14 protein-coding genes are annotated in these 16102 nt (G+C 69.2%); 4 read left to right on the plus strand and 10 right to left on the minus strand.

Annotated features, from left to right (window positions below; genetic code table 11):
- From GEV07_06375 to GEV07_06395, 5 genes are read right to left on the minus strand one after another with little or no spacing between them, the layout of a single operon-like run.
- Positions 1–1854 carry a dipeptide ABC transporter ATP-binding protein gene (locus tag GEV07_06375; protein ID MQA02354.1) on the minus strand — a complete coding sequence of 618 codons (1854 nt, stop codon included), beginning with the start codon at positions 1852–1854 and terminating at the stop codon, positions 1–3.
- A complete protein-coding gene (locus GEV07_06380; protein ID MQA02355.1) occupies positions 1847–2740 on the minus strand; it encodes an ABC transporter permease subunit in 894 nt (297 codons plus the stop codon). Before GEV07_06380 ends, GEV07_06375 begins: the two co-directional genes overlap by 8 nt.
- Positions 2737–3657, minus strand: a complete 921-nt coding sequence (locus tag GEV07_06385) for an ABC transporter permease subunit (GenBank protein ID MQA02356.1) — start codon at positions 3655–3657, stop codon at positions 2737–2739. Before GEV07_06385 ends, GEV07_06380 begins: the two co-directional genes overlap by 4 nt.
- A 50-nt stretch (positions 3658–3707) precedes the next feature.
- The gene (locus GEV07_06390; GenBank protein ID MQA02357.1) at positions 3708–5309 is read right to left on the minus strand and encodes a twin-arginine translocation signal domain-containing protein; all 1602 of its coding nucleotides are present in this window, start codon (positions 5307–5309) and stop codon (positions 3708–3710) included.
- An 18-nt stretch (positions 5310–5327) separates the two neighbouring features.
- Positions 5328–7358: a CocE/NonD family hydrolase gene (locus GEV07_06395; protein MQA02358.1), complete on the minus strand. Its 2031-nt coding sequence runs from the start codon at positions 7356–7358 to the stop codon at positions 5328–5330.
- A 49-nt stretch (positions 7359–7407) separates the two neighbouring features.
- Here GEV07_06395 and GEV07_06400 point away from each other — a divergent pair, with 49 nt between their 5' ends.
- The gene (locus tag GEV07_06400) at positions 7408–8229 is read left to right on the plus strand and encodes a helix-turn-helix domain-containing protein (protein MQA02359.1); all 822 of its coding nucleotides are present in this window, start codon (positions 7408–7410) and stop codon (positions 8227–8229) included.
- A gap of 1 nt (position 8230) precedes the next feature.
- Here the strand turns inward: GEV07_06400 and GEV07_06405 are convergent, their stop codons facing one another.
- Complete coding sequence (locus GEV07_06405) at positions 8231–8785, minus strand: hypothetical protein (protein ID MQA02360.1); 555 nt, start codon at positions 8783–8785, stop codon at positions 8231–8233.
- A gap of 17 nt (positions 8786–8802) precedes the next feature.
- Between GEV07_06405 and GEV07_06410 the strand changes: the two genes are divergently transcribed.
- From GEV07_06410 to GEV07_06420, 3 genes are all read left to right on the plus strand, one after another.
- Complete coding sequence (locus GEV07_06410) at positions 8803–9660, plus strand: alpha/beta fold hydrolase (GenBank protein ID MQA02361.1); 858 nt, start codon at positions 8803–8805, stop codon at positions 9658–9660.
- Between the two features lie 36 nt (positions 9661–9696).
- Positions 9697–10614 (plus strand): hypothetical protein, encoded by a 918-nt coding sequence (locus GEV07_06415; protein MQA02362.1) that lies wholly within the window; start codon positions 9697–9699, stop codon positions 10612–10614.
- A gap of 631 nt (positions 10615–11245) precedes the next feature.
- Positions 11246–12247 carry a hypothetical protein gene (locus GEV07_06420; GenBank protein MQA02363.1) on the plus strand — a complete coding sequence of 334 codons (1002 nt, stop codon included), beginning with the start codon at positions 11246–11248 and terminating at the stop codon, positions 12245–12247.
- Here the strand turns inward: GEV07_06420 and GEV07_06425 are convergent.
- The 4 genes from GEV07_06425 to GEV07_06440 are packed head-to-tail and all read right to left on the minus strand — an operon-like array spanning position 12220 to position 16097.
- Positions 12220–12972 (minus strand): ATP-binding cassette domain-containing protein, encoded by a 753-nt coding sequence (locus GEV07_06425; GenBank protein ID MQA02364.1) that lies wholly within the window; start codon positions 12970–12972, stop codon positions 12220–12222. The two genes, GEV07_06420 and GEV07_06425, sit on opposite strands and share 28 nt — an antisense overlap.
- A gap of 50 nt (positions 12973–13022) precedes the next feature.
- Positions 13023–13865: an ABC transporter permease subunit gene (locus GEV07_06430; protein ID MQA02365.1), complete on the minus strand. Its 843-nt coding sequence runs from the start codon at positions 13863–13865 to the stop codon at positions 13023–13025.
- Positions 13866–13916: 51 nt separating this feature from the next.
- Complete coding sequence (locus GEV07_06435; protein ID MQA02366.1) at positions 13917–14843, minus strand: transporter substrate-binding domain-containing protein; 927 nt, start codon at positions 14841–14843, stop codon at positions 13917–13919.
- Between the two features lie 42 nt (positions 14844–14885).
- Positions 14886–16097, minus strand: coding sequence for an FAD-dependent oxidoreductase (locus GEV07_06440; protein ID MQA02367.1), 1212 nt, complete (start codon positions 16095–16097; stop codon positions 14886–14888).
- Positions 16098–16102 lie beyond the last annotated feature (5 nt).

The raw sequence follows: 16102 nt of genomic DNA on the forward strand, positions 1-16102 counted from the left end.
TCAGGCCGAGCTGGGCGCGTCGTGCGGTAGCTCGGGGATCGCGGCCAGCAGGTCCCTGGTGTACGGATGTTGCGGTACGTCCATCACCCGGTCGGCGGTGTCGATCTCGACGATCGCGCCCTGCTTCATCACGGCGATGCGGTCGGCCACGTAACCGACCACGTTGAGGTCGTGCGTGATGATGAGCAACGTCAGCGACAGCCGGTCGCGTAGGTCCTGCAACAGGTTCAGGATCGCGGCCGCGGCCGACACGTCCAGCCCGGCGGTCGGCTCGTCGGCCACCACGACGGCCGGCTGCATGGCGAGGGCACGGGCGATGCCCACGCGCCTGGCCTGCCCGCCGGACAGCTCGTGCGGGTACTTGGTCGCCTGTTCTGCGGCGAGGCCCACCAGGCCGAGCAGCTCGTCGACGCCGTACTGGTCCTGCGGTGGCGTCTTGTTGATGCGGTACGGCTCCGTGACGAGCTGGTCGACGCGCAGCCGCGGGCTCAGCGAGCCGTACGGCTCCTGGAAGATCATCTGCAGCCCGCGCCGCACACCACGCCACCGACGGCGGTCGAGGGTCGCGATGTCGGTGCCGTCGAACACCACCTGGCCACCAGTGACCGGCACCAGCCGCAGCAGCGCCTTGCCCAACGTTGTCTTGCCCGAGCCGGACTCGCCGACGAGACCGACGATCTCGCCGCGGTCGAGGCCCAGGTCGACACCGTCCACGGCACGTACGGCGGTCGGTCCCTTCGCGGACAACCGGTCGAGCAACCCACGGCGGCCGGCGAAGTGCACGCGCAGCTGCTCCGTACGCACCAGCACACTCGACTCGCGTTCCGCGCCGGAAGCCGCAGGCGCCGCGTCGCCGGGCAGCTCGACGGACGGCGCTGCGTCGCGCACCTCGGGCAGGCAGCGCACCTGCCGGCCGGCCACGTCGACCAGCGGCGGTTCACCGTTGGTGCAGGCGTCCTGCGCGGCATGGCACCGGTCGGCGAACGTACAGCCGGCCGGCAGCTCGGCGAGGCTGGGCACCCGCCCAGGTATCGTCGACAGCCGTTCGTCGCGGCGGTGCCTGGACGGCACGGCGGCGAGCAGCTTGCGGGTGTACGGGTGCTGCGGACGCTGCAGCACCTCGGCCGCCGCGCCGCTCTCCACCACGCGTCCCGCGTACAGCACCAGCACCTGGTCGGCGAGCTGGCTGATGACGCCGATGTCGTGCGAGATGACGACCAGCGCCGTCCCCTGTTCGCGGCACAGCTCGGTGAGGATCTGCAGGATCTGGGCCTGGATGGTGACGTCGAGCGCGGACGTGGCCTCGTCGCAGATGAGTACGTTCGGCTGCAGCAGCAACGTGGTCGCCACAATGATCCGCTGCCGCATGCCGCCGGAGAACTGGTGCGGGTAGTCGTCGATCCGCAGCTGCGGGTCGGGGATGCCGACCCGCTCCAGCATCCGCACGGCTTCCGCGCGCAGCTCGTCGCGCCGCCGACCACCGGTGTCGGCATGTGCGCGCTGCGCGTTGATCATCTGCGTCGACACCCTGAACGTCGGGTTCAGGCTGGTGAGCGGGTCCTGGAAGATCATGCCGATCTCGCGGCCGCGCACCTCCCGCAGCTCCCGGCAGGAGAGCGTCAGCAGGTCGCGGCCGTGCAGTGCCAGCCGGCCGGACGTGACGCGCCCGTTCGGCGGCAGTAGCCGCATCATGGCCGACGCCAGCGTCGACTTGCCGCACCCCGACTCGCCGACGATGCCGACGACGCTGCCCGCCGCGACGTCCAGGTCGATGTCGTGCAGCACCTCGAAGCTGTGCGACTTGACGCGGTAGTTCACGTGCAGGCCCTGCACCTGCAGCACGGGCTCAGCCATTGGTCACTCCCCGCACCCCGGACAGCCGCGGGTCGAGGTGGTCGCGCAGCGACTCCCCGAGCAGGGTGAAGCCCAGCGTGGTGAGCACGAGCGCGATCGCCGGCACGAGCAGCGGCCACGGCGACTCCCACACGTGCGCGAACGCGTCGGCGAGCATCACGCCCCAGGACGGTTCGGGTGGTGGCACGCCGAGCCCGAGGAACGAGAGCCCGGAGGCAATCGTGACGGCGACCGGGATGTTGATCGCCATCAGGATGAACAGCGGCGCGATCACGTTCGGCACGATGTGCACGCCGAGGATGCGCAGGTTCCCCGCGGCGAGCGAGCGTTCCGCCTCGATGTAGGGCTGCTCGCGTACGACGAACACCGACGCTCTCGCCATCCGCGCGTACGCAGGCGTGAACCCGACGGCGATGACGAGGATGACGTTGCGCTGCGACGGCCCGAGCAGGGAGAGCAGCGCGAGCGCGAGGATCACCGCGGGGAAAGCCTGCATGCTGTCCATCAGGACCACGAGCACGCGATCGGTGCGACCGCCGACGTACCCGGCGACGACGCCGATAGTCAGCCCGAGCACCAACGCGATCAGCCCCGCGGGGATCGCCACGGACATCTCGATCCGCGCCCCGAAGATGGCCCGCGACAACAGGTCGCGGCCGAGCGTGTCGGTACCGAGCCAGTGCTCGGCGGACGGTCCCTGCAGGCGCGCCTGGATGTCCTGTGCCAGCGGGTCGTACGGCGCAAGCAACGGCGCGAACGCCACCGCGAGCACCACGAGCCCGACGAGGACGAGTGACAGCGTGCCTGTCCACGTGCTCGCGACACCTCGCGTCACACCGAACGACATCCGGCCGCCCTTGCGTACGACCTGGGTCAGAGACGTCATGCCAGCCTCCCCGACTCCTCGACCCTGATCCGCGGATCCAGCACGCGGTAGGAGAGATCCGCGGCGAGGTTCGCGAGCACGAACAGCAGCGCGATGACGAGAACGGCGCCGCGGACGATCGGATAGTTCCGGTCCTCGATCGCCTCGACGATCAACGAGCCGAGCCCGGGTCGGGCGAAGATCACCTCGACGAAGACCGCCCCGCCCAACAGGTCGCCGAGACCTACGCCGAGCAGCGCGACCGTCGGGACGATCGCGTTCTTCAACGCGTAGCGATACGCGATCAGCCGCTCGCCCAGGCCGAGTGCACGCGCCGCGCGGATGTAGTTGGCGCCGAGCACTTCGAGCATCCCGCTGCGTACGACGCGCGCGAGATAGCCGACCCACACCAACGCCAGTGCGACGGCGGGCAGCACCAGGTGACGGATGTAGTCCGCCGGCACGGTGATGTCACCCACCCCCGTCGCAGGGAGCACGCCGAGGAGCACGGGGAAGACCAACAACAACAGCAACGCGACCACGTACGACGGCATGGTGATGAACGACACGGAGACCAGGCTGGTGACCGTGTCCACCACGGTCCCCGGCTTGGTCGCCGCGTACACACCCATCGGGATGCCCACCAACGCGGCCAGGCCGAGCGCCACGACCGCGAGGATGATGGTGTGCGGTAGGTAGGCGGCCAGGATCGCCGCCACCGGCTGGTGGTTGACGAAGTCGGTACCGAGGTCGCCGCGTACGGCGTTCCACAGGAACATGACCACCTGTACCAACACCGGCTGGTCCAGCCCCATCTCGGCACGCACTTGCCTGGCCAGCTCGGGGCTCGCCCGCGGGCCCATCACCAACGTCGCCGGATCACCCGGGATGACGTTGACGAGCATGCCGAGGATGGTGGTCACGATGACCGCGACCATCGCGGTCATCGCGAGCCGCCACAACAGGTAGCGAAGCATGTCGGCCGACCCTAGGACTTGACCGCCCAGGCCCGGTACTTCGCGAACCGCTGCGGGATGAGCGACGTCCGCACCTCCCGCGGATGGGCGTAGTGGTTCGTGCGGTACATCACCCAGGCCGCGATTGCGTCCTCGTCCATCAGCTCCTGCATCCTGACGTACATGTCGCTGCGCTTGTCCGGGTCCAGCTCGACGAGGGCGGCGTCGTGCAACCGGTCGAACTCCTTGTTCTCCCAGGACATGAAGTTCCAGTCGCCGACCTGGTCGCCGGTGAACCAGACGGTCGCCCAGGACGGGTCGGCCTGGTTGCTGAACGAGAAGTAGAACATCTGCAGCGACTTGACCTGCTCGTGCATCTGGTCACCCGGGTACTTCTTGATGGTGACCTTTACGCCGACCTTCTTCATGTTCTGCTGCACGATCTCGGCAACCTGCTCGGCCCCGGGCTCCTCGGCGATCCCCATCTCCAGGCTGAGCCCGCTGACGCCGGCGTCCTTCAGCTGCTGCTTGGCTGCCGCGGCGTCCGGCTGGTACCGCGGAGCGTCCTTCCAGTGCCCGACCGGCACGTCCTCGGAGATGAGCGCGTGGGCCCGACGGGTCTCGCCGTCGAACGCCGCCTCGAGGATCGAGTCGACGTCCAGCGCCTCGCGCAGCGCCTTGCGCACCTTGACGTCGCGCAGCTTCGGGTGCGTGACGTTGAAGCCGATGAACGCGTAGTCGAGCGTCGGCAGCGTGGTGACCTTGAAGTCGCCCTTCTTCTTGAACCGCTTGACCGACGAGTACGCGATCTGCCCCAGGTCGACCTCGCCGGACTCGACGGCGACGTCGGCCGAGCTGTCGTCAGGGATGGGCACGAACTTGATCCGCTTCCACTGCGGCTTGTCCGCCCACTTCTGGCTCGGGTACGCCCACTTGTCGAACTGCTTCAGCGTGGTGTGCTGGCTGCGCTTCCACTCGACGAACTCGTACGGGCCGGTACCGACGGGCTTGGTCGCGAAGTCCTCCCCCAGCTCGTCGTAGGCGGCCTTGGAGATGATGAGCCCCGCGTTGCCCGGCAGCGTGGTGTAGAACAGCGGCGCGAACGGCTTGCTGAGCTTGATCACACCGGTGTGCTTGCCGGTGACCTCGACCTCCTTCAGCGTCGCCCAGTCGCCCTGGTACGTCGACTCGATGTCCGGCTTCGTCAACCCGGCGATCCGCTCGAAGGAGAACTTCACGTCCTCCGCGGTGAGTTCGCCGTAGCCACCGTGGAACTGCACGCCCTTCTTCAGCGTGAACTCGTGCGTCAGGCCGTCCTCGGACGAGGTGATCTTCTCCGCCAGCTCGTTGACGGGTTCGGTCTTGCCCGGCACGTACGTGACGAGGTTCTCGGCGATGCAGACCATGATGGCGTCGTCGGTCGACGAGGCCATGAACCCCGGGTCGAGGTTCTGCAAGTCCTCGACCGTGCGGATGGCAAGGACGTCGTCGTCACCTTCACTGCCAGCCCCCTTCACGCCGCTGCACGCGGACAGCACAGGTGCGGCGCCGAGAGCGGCCACGACGAGACCGCTGGTCTTCAGGAATCCACGGCGGGACCAGTTGGCGGACACGATCGACTTATCGGGGTTCATCGACGTTCTCCTCTTGGCTCAGGTCAGATCTCGGGGTGTACTGAAGGACCACTCGTGCTCGAAGACTTGCTCCTCACCGTGGTAAGCGGTCAGACCGGTGCGGACATGGAAGGTCGACTCGTCACACGTCAGTACCCCGTTCGCGACCACGCGGACGTGCCAGTCACCGCGCGCGAGCTCGCTCCAGCGCTGGCAGGTCACGGTCGCGGACCTCGGGTCACCGTCGACGATCTCGAAGATGTCGCGCTCGGACGAGTCCTTGCGCATCGGCTGGCCGAGCTCCTCGCGGACGAACCCGCCGCCGTTCTGGTAGACGACGGTGGTCTTGCCGGTGGCCAGGTCGCGCGTGACGGTGCCGACGTCGGGTGGCTTGATCGGCTCGTGCTCGAACGGCCGCAGCCGCTCCGCCGGCGCGAACGGCACCCGCGCGTCCGCACCGCGCGCACGCACCGGCAGGTGGATCGCCGAGCCGGGGAAGTGCACGATGACGCGCGCCGACCGCGGCGACGGCCACACCATCGGCCAGCAGGCCGGCGCGAGCGCGACCCGCAACCGGTGCCCCTTCGGCACCGAGTAGCCGATGGCGTGCAGCGGGAACCGCACGCGGTACCGCTCACCCGGCTGCAGCGGCTCGGGGTGCTCGTGGCTGTCCCTGTGCGTCAGGTTCAGCACGCCCTGGGTGATCAGCCGCGACGAGCCGTCCGGCGCGACGTCGCAGACCCGCACGGCGACCAACGCCTGCGACTGGTCGGAGCTGACCTCGAGCTCGGCCTCGGGGACGCCGAGGATCTCCACCGCCTCGGTCAGCGGCTCGCCGTCGAAGCAGGTCGCTAGTGCGTCGTCGGCGCGCTGGTCGACGGGCAGGTCGTACGCCGTCGCATACGAGCAGGAACGGCCACTGAGCGCGCCGTGTGCCTGTTCCGGCCGCAGCTCGACGGTGCCCGCAGACACCGGCTGCCCGTCGAACGTGGCGATGCCGGCACCGAGCTGCAGCGGCCGGTCGTCGACGTTCGGCGACGGCCAGGAGTCGTCCACGACCCAGCGGCCAGGCCGCTCCTCGTAGTAGCCCTGCGGCGGCACCGGCTCCTGCAGCCAGGTGCACAGCTGCGGCTCGTCCTCGATGCCGTTGGGCACGTCCTTCAGCCAGCGGTCCCACCAGCGCAGCGCCTCCTGGAGGAAGCCGATCTGCGGTCCGGGCTCGGCGACGTGCGGCCAGAGGTGCGCCCACGGCCCGACCAGGCCGCGGCGCGGCACCGACAGCGACTCGAGCATCCGGAACACCGAGTCGCGGTACGCGTCCACCCAGCCGCTGACCAGGAAGACCGGGCAGCGGATCGCCGCGGGGTCCTCGCAGATCGAGGCGTGCTGCCAGAACTCGTCCCTGCGCTGGTGTTCGAGCCAGGCCCGGGCGAACGGCGGCGTCTGGTCCAGCCGGCGCTTCCACTCGGTGAGCCACTCGTCGCCCCAGACCTCGGGCTCGGGCGGCAGCGCGTTGCGCACCAGCATCGACGTCGCCCACGGCAGCATCTGGTCGGCCAGCACCGCGCCGCCCCAGTAGTGCACGTCGTCGGCGTACCGATCGTCGGTCGAGCAGAGCGAAAGCACCGCGTGCAGCTCGGGCGGCTGCTCGGCCGCGACCTGCAGGCCGTTGAAGCCGCCCCAGGAGATGCCCATCATGCCGACCTTGCCGGTGCACCACGGTTGCGCCGCGATCCACGCGATGCACGCCACCCCGTCGTCGAGCTCCTGCTGGGTGTACTCGTCGGTGATGACGTCCTCGGAGTTGCCCGTCCCGCGGATGTCGACCCGCACCACGGCGTACCCGTGGCCGGCGAACCAGGCGGCGTTCGTCGCGTCGCGCAGCGCCGTGCCGTCGCTCTTCCGGTACGGCAGCAGCTCGAGGATGCCTGGCACCGGGTCCGACGCGGCGTCGTCGGGCAGCCAGATCCGGGCGGACAGCTGCGTGCCGTCCGCCATGGGGATCCAGGTGTCCCTGACCTCGCGGACCGCCCGCGGTAGCTCGCCGGGATCGCGGTCGATCGTCGCCATCCGCGACACACCTCCATTCATGCCGACATTATGCAACACATGATGCAGCATGGCAGCATGGCAGCATGGCAGCATGGCAGGGGCGTCTGAGAATGGTCAAATGCGGCCCGCGGACCAACCGCGGCTCGTCCAGTCCGTCGAGCGGGCACTGACCATGCTCGAGGAGATCGCCGCCAGCGAGACGCCACCGTCTGCCACCGAGATCGCCCAGCGTGCAGGCGTGAACCGGGCTACCGCCTGGCGGTTGCTCGTGACGCTAGAGCACTTCCACCTGATCGAGCGCGACCCGCACAGTGGTCGGTACACGGTCGGTTACGGCGCGACACGGATCGCTGCGGTCTCGGGTGCCGCTTCGCTGGTCCGGATCGCGCGCCCGGTGCTGGAACAGCTCGGCACCGAGCTCAAGGAGTCGACCTACCTGCAGGTGGCCAGCGGCAGCAGGCTCGTCGTCCTCGACGAGGTACGTGCGGTGAACCCGGTGCAGGTCGACCTCGGCAACGTCGAGGTGCCGCTGCACTGCGGCTCGGTCGGCAAACTGTTCCTCGGGTTCCTGCCGGACGGGGAACGCGAGGAGTACCTGGCCCAACCGCTCACCGCGTTCACCGAGCGCACCCTCACCGACCCCGACCGGCTGCGCACGGAGATCGCCCAGGCGAAGGTCGACCGGTTCGCCATCGCCTACCAGGAACACCTGCCGGACTGGGCCGGCGCCACAGCGGTGGTGTGCGACCGCAGGGAGCGACCGCTCGCCTACCTCAACGTGACGGTGCCCTGCTACCGCTACACCGAGGAGGACGTGTCCAACTTCCGCACACCGCTACGACACGCGGCCGCGGACCTGGAACAGCGCCTGCTCTACCGGCGGATGTAGCTCACCGCGGGCGCGTCCTCGCGTAGTGGGCACGCGCCTTCGCCCGGTTGCCGCAGCGGGTCATCGAGCACCACTGTCGGCTGCGCCGCTGCGAGAGGTCGACGAACCGCAGGCCGCAGTCGTCCGCGGCACACTCACGTACGGCGGCATCGCCGGTGGCGAGCTCGATCGCGTCCACCGCTACGACGGCGAGGGCCGCCCCCACCGGGTCGGCGAGCCGGGCAAGGGACCGTTCGACGGTGCCGTCCGCGGTCAGCCGCAGCCGCGGTACGGGCAGCGCGACGGCGGCCGCCGCGTCGTTGAGCACGCGCACGGCACGCCGGGTCGGCGCGGGCGAGAGCAACACCACGTCACATGCCTCGCGTACGGCGAGGAAACCGGCCAGCTGCCCGGCGGTGGGCCGTGGCCGGCGAACGACGAGACCGGCGGCGAGCAACCAGTCGGCCAGGTCGCCGGTCGTGACGAGCAGCTCCCGCCCGCCCCTCGGCCGGTCCCGCAGTGTGTTGAGCAGGTCCACCGCCGGCCTGCCGCCGTCGAATACCCAGTTGTCGCTCATCCAGCTAACCTAACCATATGAACCAGTTAGAGACAGGTACAGCGCTCGTCAGCGGAATCCGCATGCACTACCAGCGGGCGGGTGCCGGCCCACCGTTGGTGCTCCTGCACGGCTGGCCGCAGACGTCGTACTGCTGGCACCGGCTCGTCGAACCGCTCGCCGAGACGTACACGGTGATCGCGCCCGACCTGCGCGGCTACGGCCGCACCGACAAGCCCAATACCGGTTACGACAAGCGCACCATGGCGACCGACGTCGCCGAGCTCGTACACACGCTCAGCTTCGAGCAGGTGGGCGTGGTCGGTCACGACCGGGGTGCGCGCATCGCGCACCGGTGGGCGCTCGACCGCCCCGACGAGGTCAGCCGGCTCGCCGTGCTCGACATCGTGCCGACCCGCGAGATGTGGCGCCGGATGGACCACGTGCTCGCCAAGGGGTTCTGGCACTGGCTGTTCCACCTGCAGCCTGACCTCCCGGAACGCCTGGCCGGCAACGACGTCGCCGGCTACCTGGGCTACTTCTTCGAGCGGTGGACGTACCGCCGCGACGGCCTCACGCAGGAGGCCATCGACGAGTACGTACGCGCGTTCTCCGCACCAGGCGCGCTGCGCGCCGGCTTCGACGACTACCGCGCCTCGTTCCCCACCGACGCCGCCGACGACGACGCGGACGCAGCCGCCGGCCGGCGGCTCGGCATGCCGCTGCTCGCGCTGTGGGGCGCGACCGGCCTCATCGACGGGCTGCCGGTGCTGGACATCTGGCGGGAGTACGCCGCCGACGTCAGCGGCACGGCCATCGCGGAGTGCGGCCACTTCCTCCCGGAGGAGCAACCGGCCACGGTGCTCGCACACATCCGCGACTTCTTCGGCAGCTGACCGGAACCGTCCCGCCACGACGACGGTCCGAGCGCCATGCTGCGCCTCTCGTGGTTCGCCGCGGCGGCCGTCGTGGCCACCGACCTGGTCGTCTACGTCGTCGCGCTCGCCGACACCAGCCTGCTCGTCTCGGCCGGCTCGGTCCTGTTCTACGGCGTGGCGGTGGCGACAGGGCCTGCGTTGCTCACCGGCGCCGAGTGGCTACTGGCGCGCGGCCGGGGCCGCGGCAGCGCAGCACTGCTGGTCGGTGTCGGCGTCGTCGGCGGCGGGTACCTCCTGCTGCTGACCGGCCTCGGCCTGCTGGCACCCGTCTGCGACTTCGGCAACGGCGACGCCTGCGCGTACGGCACCGCGGGTGCGCCGTTGTGGTACGTATTGCCACGTACGGTATGCATCCTCGCCGTGGCCGCGGGAACCCTCGGGCTCCTCGCCGGGCTCGGCCGCACCGACACGGGCGGCAGCGGGCCGCCGGTCGCACCGGCGCTGGCGTCATTCGCCGTCTCCGCGGGCTGTGGGCTCGCGATCTGCGCCGTCAACCTGCCGGCAACGGCCGAGCGGTTGGCCACGGGGGTAGCGGACAGCCAGTTCCTCATCGACGAGGCGGCCAGCGACGCGTACACGGCCGCGGGTTGGCTCACTGGCACGGCGGCCGTACTAGTCGGCGGCGTGGTGTTCCTGGCGTTGCTGGCACGGCATTCCGGGCCCCGACGGGGTGCGGCGCACGTGTTCGGCGGCCTGCTGGCCTTCGCGCAGTTGGCCTGGACCTACACCGCCCTGGCCGCCAACCCGGTGGGCTGGCAGGTACCGAACCGGTTCCACCTGGTGTCCGCGCCGCTGCCGTCGTGGTACCCACCCACACTCGCGACCCTCGTCGTACTCGCGTTGGTGGCCACCCTGGCCGGCACCGTCCTGCTGCTGGCCGCAGGACGCCGACGAGGTATGGCCGACCTATAACGGTCGTCCCTAGCCTCGCGTTCGACCGTGCAGTCGAAAGCGATGGCAGCCGTTGAACCCACAGTTCCCGCAGCACACCACGAGAATGCGCCGGTTCGCTGTCGCCGTACCGGTCATTTGCGCGCTGTTCGAGACGGTGACGGTAGCCGAGTGGTACGCACAACGGCCCGAGGTTCGGGTCGAGCACCATCCGGCCGGGAGCGTACCCAGACCGCTGCCCAGCTCCGCCCCGCTTCTCGGCGAACACTCGCTGACGTGGCGCAACGCGTACACGACCGCCGATCACGTGACGCGGTCACGACTCGTCGGTGGCAGCCTGGTCACCATCACACCCAACGGCGACCAGTACTACTAGCGTCTCGTCGCACTGCACACGCAGACCGGTGCGGTGCTCTGGGAGAACGACACACCCTGGACGCTGGAAGGGAGCACCGACGACAAGGCTCGACGCACGCACCGGCAACCAACGGTGGCGGTTGAGCGCCGCCGACGTCGCCGACTCGCGATGCAGGCCGAAGACCGACCTGGGCAAGCCGCGTAACTCAGGTGTGGTCGTCACAGCGGCCGTCACCTGCGGGCCCGGCCTGAAGGAGCTGTTCACGGCCGTCGACGCCCGGTCTGGCGAACCGCTGTGGCACGATCGAGTGCCGAGGACTGGTCGACGAGAGCCGGCATCACCACGTTCGCCTCGGATGCCGGCGACCGGACACAGTTGCTCGACCGAGCCGGACGAGTGCTGTTCACCACTGACCCGGAAGACCAAGGACCGCACTACCTCTTCACCTCGCACAACTGGGCAGTCCTCACCCACCGGCGAGAGAACAGTGCACTGCTGGCGATCGTCGACCGGAGGACCGGGCACGTCCGGCAGTTGTCCGATCCCGGCCGCGGGGCGCCAGGGAGCAGCCACCTCGCCTCGGCCGGCCACCTCTACACACAGAGCACGGTGTGGACGGACGACCTCGTCGCTGTGCTACCTGTCCGCGGCAGCCGCGTCGATCTCGATACCGGACGTACCCATCATGCGCCCCTGCCGTTCGCCGGTCTGCCCATGTTCCTCGCCGACGCAGGAGACAACGAGGTACCGGAGCAGGTCTTCGCCGCCGCGGGCGGCAGACTGTTCACCGTCAGCAGGCGGGCGATCTCGCCGGACCGCTGGCACAGCGTGGTCAGCTCCTACACCGCTGCGAAGAGCGAGCCACCGACCGAGCTGGCCGGTGTCGCGGTGAAGGACTGGCCGAGAGCCTGTGCACCGCTCGCCGACGTACCCGGCGTCACGAAGAGCGACCTCGTCGGCGAGGACCAGCGGATCGGGAACCAGTCGATCCCGCAGCAACGCTGCTACCACTACCGCACTCTCGTCCAGGTGCTATGGGTCGCCCGCACACCCGGGCAGGCCACGGTGATGTTCGGGCGGAACGGTAGGCGCCGGGCGGGTGCGGACCAGGAGCGGCCGATGCCCGGAGCAGCCGACGGTGCTCGGCTGCTCCGGGTCGGCCGGTACATCGTGTCCATCGACACGGGTTCGGACGACCGAGACGCGGTCGACCGCACTGTCGTGCAGGCGCTGCGTACCCACGGCCATGACGCCGACAGCGGTGACCCTCAGAGCATCTTTGCGAGGAACCGCTGAGTGCGTTCGGTCGTCGGGTTGTTGATGGTCTCGTGCGGATCGCCGGACTCGACCACCTTTCCCTCGTCCATGAACACGACGCGGTCGGCGGCGCGTAGCGCGAAGCCGATCTCGTGCGTGACGACGATCATCGTCATGCCCGACTGGGCGAGGTCCTTCATCACGTCGAGCACCTCACCCACCAGCTCGGGGTCGAGCGCCGACGTCGGCTCGTCGAACAGCATGAGCTTGGGGTCCATGGCGAGTGCCCGCGCGATGGCGACCCGCTGCTGCTGGCCGCCGGAGAGCTGGGTGACCCGCGACTCCGTCCTGTCCTCCAGCCCCACCCGCGCGAGTAGCTCACGGGCACGCTCGGCCGCCGTCAGCCTGGACTGGTTCTTCACCAGCCGCGGACCGGCCATCACGTTGTCGAGCACGGACATGTGCCCGAACAACCCGAACTGCTGGAACACCATGCCGATGCCCTGCCGCTGCTTGGAGATCGTCTTGTCCGACATCTCCCGCACCTTGCCGTTGCGGTCGGTGTACCCGACGCGCTCACCGTCGACGTAGATCTCACCGGCGTCGATCGGCTCCAGGTGGTTTATGCACTGCAGCAGGGTGCTCTTGCCCGACCCGGAAGGGCCGAGCACGCAGACCACCTCACCGCGCGCGACGGTCAGGTCGATCGAGCGCAGCACCTCGGTCTTGCCGAAGCTCTTCCACACTCCGTTGACCTCGACCATCGGCCTGTCGTCGGCCACGGCCTCGCTCACCTCCTGTGCGTCCTCGGCCGTCATGCCATCGACCCGTCGCCAAGGCCCTTGCCGAGCCGCCGTTCGAGCAGTCGCTGCCCGATGGTCAGCACGGAGACCACGATCAGGTACCAGATGCTCGCCACGATGAGCAGCGGGATGGTCTCGAACGTGCGCGAGTAGATGATCTCGGCGCTGTACAGCAGATCGGGCATGGCGATCACGCTCACCAACGCGGTGTCCTTCAACTCGGAGATGGTGCGGTTGCCCATCGGCGGGATGATCAGCCGGAACGCCTGCGGCCAGACGATGTGCAGGAACGTCGTACGCCTGGTCATGCCAAGCGCCCTGGCCGCCTTCACCTGGGTCCGGTCGACGCCGAGCAGACCACCGCGCACGACTTCGGACATGTACGCGGACCCGTGCAACCCGAGGCCGAGCAACGCGGCGACGAACGGTGTGATCAATGCGTTCGCGCTACCCGACACGAGCTCGGGACCGAACGGGATGCCGATGGAGATGCGCGGGTACAGCGCCGAGAGGTTGAACCAGAAGATCAGCTGCACCAGCAACGGCGTGCCCCGGAACAGCCAGACGTACGCCGCGGCCACCGCGGCGAGCACCGGGTTGCTCGAGACCCGCATGAGCGCGAGGACCGTGCCCAACGGGATCGCGATCACCATGGTGAGCACGGTGAGCTCGATCGTCCGCAACAGCCCCAGCAGGATCGCCTTGCTGGTGAAGTAGTGGATGACGACGTCCCACTGGAAGTTCTCGTTCGTCAGCACACTACGCAGCAAAAGCACCAGCAAAAGCAACAGCACTGCGGCGGGCAGGCTGTTGCCGACCGTCAGCTTGCTCCCGCGGCCGAGGAACCTGGCCAGGGGCGAGCCCTGGCCAGGTTCCGGCTGCGGACTGTCGACGACTGCCACTTGTCAGCCGGCCTGGATCTCGTTGATCTTGAACTCGCCCTCGTCGAGCGTGGTCTCCTGCAGGCCCCAGCGGGCGAACACCTTGTCGTACGCGCCGTCCTTCTTCAGGTGCTCGAGCGCCTGCTGGATCGGCTTCTCCATACCGCTGCCCTTCACCGAGCCGATCGCGACCGGGTTCGGGTTGATGGTGCCGGCGGCCTCGATCTTGCCCTTGGACTGCTTCACCGCGTAGCCGAGCACCGGCGAGTCGAGCAGCAGACCGTCCACCCGCGAGCTGTTCAACGCGAGCAACGAGGCGCTGGAGTCGCGGAACGTCTTCATCTGCACCGGCTTCTCGCCCTGCTTCTTGCACCTCTTGTCGATGTCGGGGATCACCTCGACGCTCTGGAACGAGCCCTTCTGCACACCGATGGTGGCACCGCACAGGTTCTTCACGTCGAGCTTCTTCGGGTTCCCCTTGGCCACACCGAGCGAGGTGCCGGACTGCGCGTAGTTCACGAAGTCGACGGCCTTCGCGCGGTCCGCGGTCGGCGAGAACTGGGAGAGCACGACGTCGTATCGCTTCGCCTGCAGGCCGGGGATGATCCCGTCGAGCGGCACGCCCTTCACATCGACCTTCAGACCCATCACCTTGCCGAGGAGCACGGCGAGATCGGGGTCCACGCCCTTCATCCCGCTGTCCGTCTCGAAGTGCGCGGGCACGCTGGACGTGCTCATCACGACGGTCATCGAGCCCTTCTTGCGGATCTCCGCCGGCACCGCGTCCGCGATGCTCTGGACCTTCTCGACCTTCGGCAGCTTGCCCTTCGCACCACCCTCGGACGACTCAGGATCGGAACCGCCTGATCCACCGCCACCACACGCGGTCAGGGCAACGAGCGCTGCCGCCGTAAAGGCAACACCAAGCCGACAAAGACGATGCAAAGACATGTAACCTCCGTAGCCGTACTTCAACGTGGTTCGCCCGTGCCGTCAGTGCACCAGGGCTTCTCGCGATTCCTCGGGTCCCCCGCCGACACGGTACGCGGTGCTCTCGATCGCACCTCCGCGGGTGAACCGATCGGGGTCGAACGGTTCGATCGGCGCGGCGGAAGCGCGTCCTTCGACGACCAGTTCCGCGATGCACGCACCGATCGCCGGCGCCTTCTTGAAGCCGCCGCCGCTCATCCCGACGGCCAGCTGTAGTCCCTCGACGCCATCGACGGGGCCGAGCAGGCAGCACCGGTCAGGCGTGACGTCGAGCGGCCCCGCAGCCGAGTCGCGTACGGCCGAGTCGGCGAACGCCGGCAGTGCGGCGGCCAAGCGTGCTCTCGCGCGGTCCGGGAACTCCCGGTCCACCTCGGAGGCTTCGCCGGAGTCGAGCGGGCTCGGTTGCGACGCGGAGCTCAGGCCCACGAGCGTGCTGTCCGTCCCGTGCGGCCGGGTGTAGATGCCGTGCCTGCGGTCGATGACGGTCAGGTGACCGCGCTCACCGCGCAGCGAAGCCGGCCGCTCGACCAGCGTGCGCTGCGCCCGGTACGGGTCGATCGGCACGTCCACACCGATGTCGGCGAGCATGGCCTTCGACCACCAGCCGTTGGCGAGCACGACCACGTCCGCGGCAATCGTGCCGGCGGCGGTCACCACCCCCGTGACGCGGGATCCCTGCTGCTGCAGGGAAAGCACCGGCTCGTCCAACCGCACGGTGGCATCGTGCCGTTGCGCCGCGGCCGCGAAGCCTTCGGTGGTCGCGACCGGGTCGGCGTATCCGCTCCGCGGCTCGTACGCCGCCAGCTCGCCGTCGCGCACGGCAAGCGCCGGTTCCAGCGTACGGAGCTCCGCTGCGTCGACCAGCCGGGTGTCGATGCCGACCCGCTGCTGCATCGCGACGTGGGCACGCAGCAGGTCGTTGTCCTCGGGCAGCACGAGCTGCACGAACCCGGTCTGCACGAAGCCGCAGCTGCCGCCGACGCGTTCCGCCCACTCCTCGAACCACGGCACCGCCGCCCACGCCATGGCGGCCTCGGGCTCGTTGGTGTAGTGCGTGCGCACGAGCGCGCCGGAACGACCGGTCGCCCCGGCCGCGAGCCGCTCGCTGCGTTCGAGCAGCGTCACGGCGCCCGCGCCCAACCGGGCGAGGTGGAAAGCGATGCTGGCACCGACGACACCGCCACCGACCACGACCACATCCGCTACCGCTGCCATGCACT

The sequence above is a fragment of the Streptosporangiales bacterium genome (genome assembly GCA_009379825.1).
Classification (GTDB): domain Bacteria; phylum Actinomycetota; class Actinomycetes; order Streptosporangiales; family WHST01; genus WHST01.